At 66.0% G+C, this 4,411-nt stretch carries 4 protein-coding genes; all 4 read left to right on the top strand.

Features of this window, described 5'->3' with window-relative positions; translation table 11 throughout:
* Window positions 1-276 (top strand): thiamine pyrophosphate-dependent enzyme (locus BGO62_RS15510; protein ID WP_296644209.1); only part of this gene is annotated, 276 nt, incomplete at its 5' end.
* A 19-nt stretch (window positions 277-295) separates the two neighbouring features.
* Window positions 296-1,279, top strand: coding sequence for an alpha-ketoacid dehydrogenase subunit beta (locus BGO62_RS15505; protein ID WP_296644206.1), 984 nt, complete (start codon window positions 296-298; stop codon window positions 1,277-1,279).
* Window positions 1,280-1,315: 36 nt separating this feature from the next.
* Window positions 1,316-1,693 carry a four helix bundle protein gene (locus BGO62_RS15500; protein WP_296644203.1) on the top strand — a complete coding sequence of 126 codons (378 nt, stop codon included), beginning with the start codon at window positions 1,316-1,318 and terminating at the stop codon, window positions 1,691-1,693.
* 47 nt (window positions 1,694-1,740) lie between these two features.
* Window positions 1,741-4,411 (top strand): FAD-dependent oxidoreductase (locus BGO62_RS15495; protein WP_296644200.1); only part of this gene is annotated, 2,671 nt, incomplete at its 3' end.

The raw sequence follows: 4,411 nt of genomic DNA, 5'->3' as shown, positions 1-4,411 counted from the left end.
TCGATGTCCGATTCGCGCGGCTACCGCTCGCGCGAGGAGGAGGAACTGTGGAAGCAGCGCGATCCCATCTTCATCCTGCGCGACCGCCTGATCAAGGAAGGTGCCCTCACCATGGCCGAGTTCGAGACCGTCGAGAAGGAAACCGACACCTACATCGAGAACGAAGTGATCAAGTTCTCCGAAGAGTCGCCCGAACCCCGCGTCGAGGATCTCGAGAAGTACGTTCTCGCCGACCGCGACACCCAGCTCCCGTGGCTCACCGGCAAGGCCGCTTAAGGTTTAAGGAAAAGACAGCATGGCAAACATCATGTACTGGGAAGCGATCCAGCGCGCCCACGACGAAGAAATGGCGCGCGATCCGCTCGTCATCTGCATGGGCGAGGACATCGGCGTCGCCGGCGGCACCTACAAGGCGACCAAGGGCCTGTACGAGAAATACGGGCCGCTGCGGGTGATGGACACGCCGATTTCCGAAGGTGGCTTCACCGGCCTCGCCATCGGCGCCTCCTTCCTCGGCGTGCGCCCCATCGTCGAGATCATGTCGGTCAACTTCGCCTGGCTGGCGATGGACCAGATGTTCAACTCCGCCGCCAAGGTGCGCTACATGTCGGGCGGCCAGCTGACCGCGCCGTGCGTGTTCCGCTCCGCCGGCGGCGCCGCGCACCAGCTCGGCGCGCAGCACTCGGCGCGCATGGAAAAGGTGTTCATGGGCATCGCCGGCCTGCGCGTGGTGACGCCATCCAATCCCAAGCAGGCCTATGGTCTGCTGAAGTCGGCGATCCGTTGCGACGACCCGGTGTTCATCAACGAGCACGAGCTGATGTACAACATGAAGGGCGAAGTGCCCGACAGCGAATACTTCCACCCGCTGGAAGGCTCGGAAATCGCCCGCGCCGGCACCGACGTCACCCTGTTCGGCTACAACATCTCGGTGCACTGGTGCCTCAAGGCCGCCGAAATCCTCGACAAGCAATACGGCATCTCGGCCGAGGTCGTCGACCTGTATTCGCTGTCGCCGCTCGATCGCGCCGGCATCAAGGCGTCGGTCAGCAAGACCCACCGCGCCGTCGTCGCCGAAGAAGACGAAGCGCCGGTCGGCGTCGGCTCCGAAGTCATCGCCATCATCAACGAGGAATGCTTCTTCGAACTGGACACCGCGCCGGTGCGCGTGCATTCGGCGCTGGTGCCGCAGCCCTACAACCACACGCTGGAGAAGGCGGCGATCCCGGATCACGAGGATGTGGTTAAGGCGGTGCTGAAGCTGTTCGGCAAGGCCTGACGGCAGGGGTTAGGGGCTAGGATTTAGGGGCTAGGGGTGAATGTCTTCAGTTATCGCGACTTGTCTGTCTGGCAGTTGGCGATGAATCTGACCGAAGCGGTCTACGCTGTCACCCGGACGTTTCCCCAAATCGAGCTCTACGCCCTTGCCAACCAGTTGCAACGCGCGGCGGTTTCCATTCCTTCGAATATTGCCGAAGGCCACGCGCGTAATACGACGCGCGACTATCTACGTTTCGTGTCAATCGCAATGGGTTCGCTGGCGGAAGTCGAAACCCAGATTGAACTCGCTGCACGCTTGAATTATCTGGGCATCGAGCAGCGCGATGCCTTGTTTACCACTACTGATGAGTTGGGACGCATGTTGCAGGGTTTGCGCAAGTCGCTGCAGAGCAAGCTGCCCCCTAGCCCCTAAATCCTAGCCCCTAGCCCCTTACACATATGAACCACTACGCCATTACCATGCCCCAGCTCTCGGACACCATGACCGAGGGCGTGGTCGTCACCTGGGAAAAGCAGGCCGGCGACCGCGTCGAGCGCGGCGATATCGTCGCCACGGTCGAAACCGACAAGGCCATCATGGACGTCGAGGTGTTCAAGGCCGGTTATCTGGCCGGCCCGCTGGCCGAGGTCGGCGCCACCATCGCCGTCGGCGCAGCGCTCGGCTACATCACCGACACCGCCGGCGACGTGGCGATTGCCGCCGACGAAGTGGTGGAAGAAAAAGCCCAGACCGAGATGATCCCGCACCATGCCGGCACGCCCATCGTGATGCCGCAGCTGTCGGACACCATGACCGAAGGCGTCGTCGTCACCTGGGAAAAACAGCCGGGCGACCGCATCCGCCGCGGCGACATCGTCGCCACGGTCGAAACCGACAAGGCCATCATGGACGTCGAGGTGTTCCAGGAAGGCTTCCTTTCCGGCCCCATCGCCGACGTCGGCAGCGTGGTCGAGGTCGGCCACCCGATGGCCTTCATCGTCGACGACGCCGCCAAGGCCAACGACACCGGCGTGACGATTTCCGCCGACCACAAGGTCAAGGACACCCACAAGGTCGCGCCGCATCCGGCCGACAAGCCTGCCACGATTCCCGTTCCCAAGGCTGCGCCCGCGCAGGTGTCCGCCGCCGGCAACGTGCCGCCGGTGGCGCGCCCGCAGGGCCGCCAGGCCAGCCCCTACGCGCGCAAGGTGGCCGCGCAGCTCGGCGTGAACCTCACCGGGCTCGCCGGCAGCGGCCCCGCCGGCGTGATCGTCGCCGCCGACGTGGCGCGCGCGCGCCCCTCGATGCAGGAAGTCGCGCACTCGCTGCCGCAGGTCGACGTGCCCGGCCAGGGCCGCGCGATGACCTCGATGGAAAAGGCCGTCAGCCACGCGATGACCGCCTCGCTCACCCTGCCGACCTTCAACGTCACGGTGAACATCGACACCGCGAAGCTGACCGCCGCCGCCAAGGCGAACAAGGTTTCGGTGACGGTGGCGATCGCCAAGGCCTGCTCGGTCGCGATGGCAAAGTTCCCGCGCATGAACTGGGCCTACCAGCCGGTCGACAAGCTGGTCGAGCGCGCCAATCACGACTTTGGCGTCGCCGTGATGTCGAACGACGGCGGCCTGGTGGTACCGATCCTGCACGGCATCGAGAAGAAGCCGCTGCAGGCGCTGCAGTCCGACTGGACCGGCCTGGTCGAGCGCGCGCGGGTGAGAAAGCTGGCGCCCGCCGAGTACTCGAATCCCACCTTCACCATTTCCAACATGGGCATGCTAGGGGTGTCGCACTTCACCGCGATCCCCACCCCCGGCATCTCGGCGATCCTGGCGATCGCCGCCAACGGCCCGCAGGGCACGCCGTTCACCATCACCGGCGACCACCGCGTGCTGAACGGCGCCGACGTCGCGCTGTATCTCGCCACGCTGAAGCAGACCATCGAGGCGCCCGAGGCGTGGATGGCCGGCGGCGCCGCGGCGGCTGAAGCCGTCGCGGCCGTCTCGCCCATCCCCGAGGGTAATTGGGACGTGCAGGTCGTCGTCGTCGGCGGCGGCCCCGGCGGCGAGGACTGCGCGCGCGACCTCGCCGACCACGGCGTCAAGGTGATGATGGTCAACAACGAGCCCTTCCCCGGCGGCGAATGCCTGTGGCGCGGCTGCATCCCCTCGAAGGCCTGGCGCGCCGCGGCGGACAACATCCGCAACCGTGCGCACGACGCCGAGATGGGCGTCGACGGAACCAACACGCCGAAGCTCAACTGGGAACAGGTCGAGAAGCACCGCCGCTGGGTGCAGACCAGCCGCGGCGAAATGGCGCTGAAGGCCGACCGCGGCATGAAGATCGACGTGCGCGAAGGCTACGGCGAATTCGTCGACGCCCACACGCTGAAGATCACCCCGGTCGAAGGCGAGCCCTACACCGTCAGCTTCGGCGCCGCGGTGATTGCAACCGGCGCCCCCGCCTTCGTGCCGCCGATTCCCGGCGCGCGCGAGAACCTGGCGAGCGGCGGCGTCGTCACCTCCGACACCATCTGGAACCTCGCCGCACCGCCGAAGAAACTCGGCATCGTCGGCGGCGGCGTGATCGGCGTCGAAATGGCGCAGATCTTCCGCGACTTCGGCACCGAAGTGCTGATGCTGGAGCGCCACGAGCGCATCCTCGCCGAAATCGAGGACGAGATCGGCAAGACCCTGATCGCCGCGCTGGAGAAGGAAATCACCGTGGTCACCGGCGCCGCCATCAACGAAGTCTCCGGCACGCCCGGCGCGATGAAGCTGCGCTACGCCAACAAGGACGGCGTCGAGTCGGTGTTCGATTGCGACATCGTGCTGATGGCCACCGGCAAGCGCCCCGACACCGGCAAGCTGAATCTGGACAAGGTCGGCGTCGAACTCGACGGCGCGGCGATCAAGGTCAACGCCCGCTGCCAGACCAGCGCGCCGCACATCTACGCGGTGGGCGACGTCATCGGCGGCTACATGCTCGCCCACACCGCCGCGACGCAAGGCCGCGTCGCTGCCGACAACCTGCTCGGCCACGCCAGCGTCTACGACCAGGACAAGGACTGCGGCGTCACCTTCTCGCGCCCGCAGGCCGGCTTCGTCGGCCTCTCGGTGGCGCAGGCCAAGGCCAAGGGCATCGACGCGG

It is taken from the genome of Thiobacillus sp. 65-1402 (genome assembly GCF_001897685.1).
GTDB lineage: Bacteria > Pseudomonadota > Gammaproteobacteria > Burkholderiales > Thiobacillaceae > Thiobacillus.
Note: the sequence above shows the minus strand (reverse complement) of the source record. Positions and strands in the feature narration are given on the sequence as shown.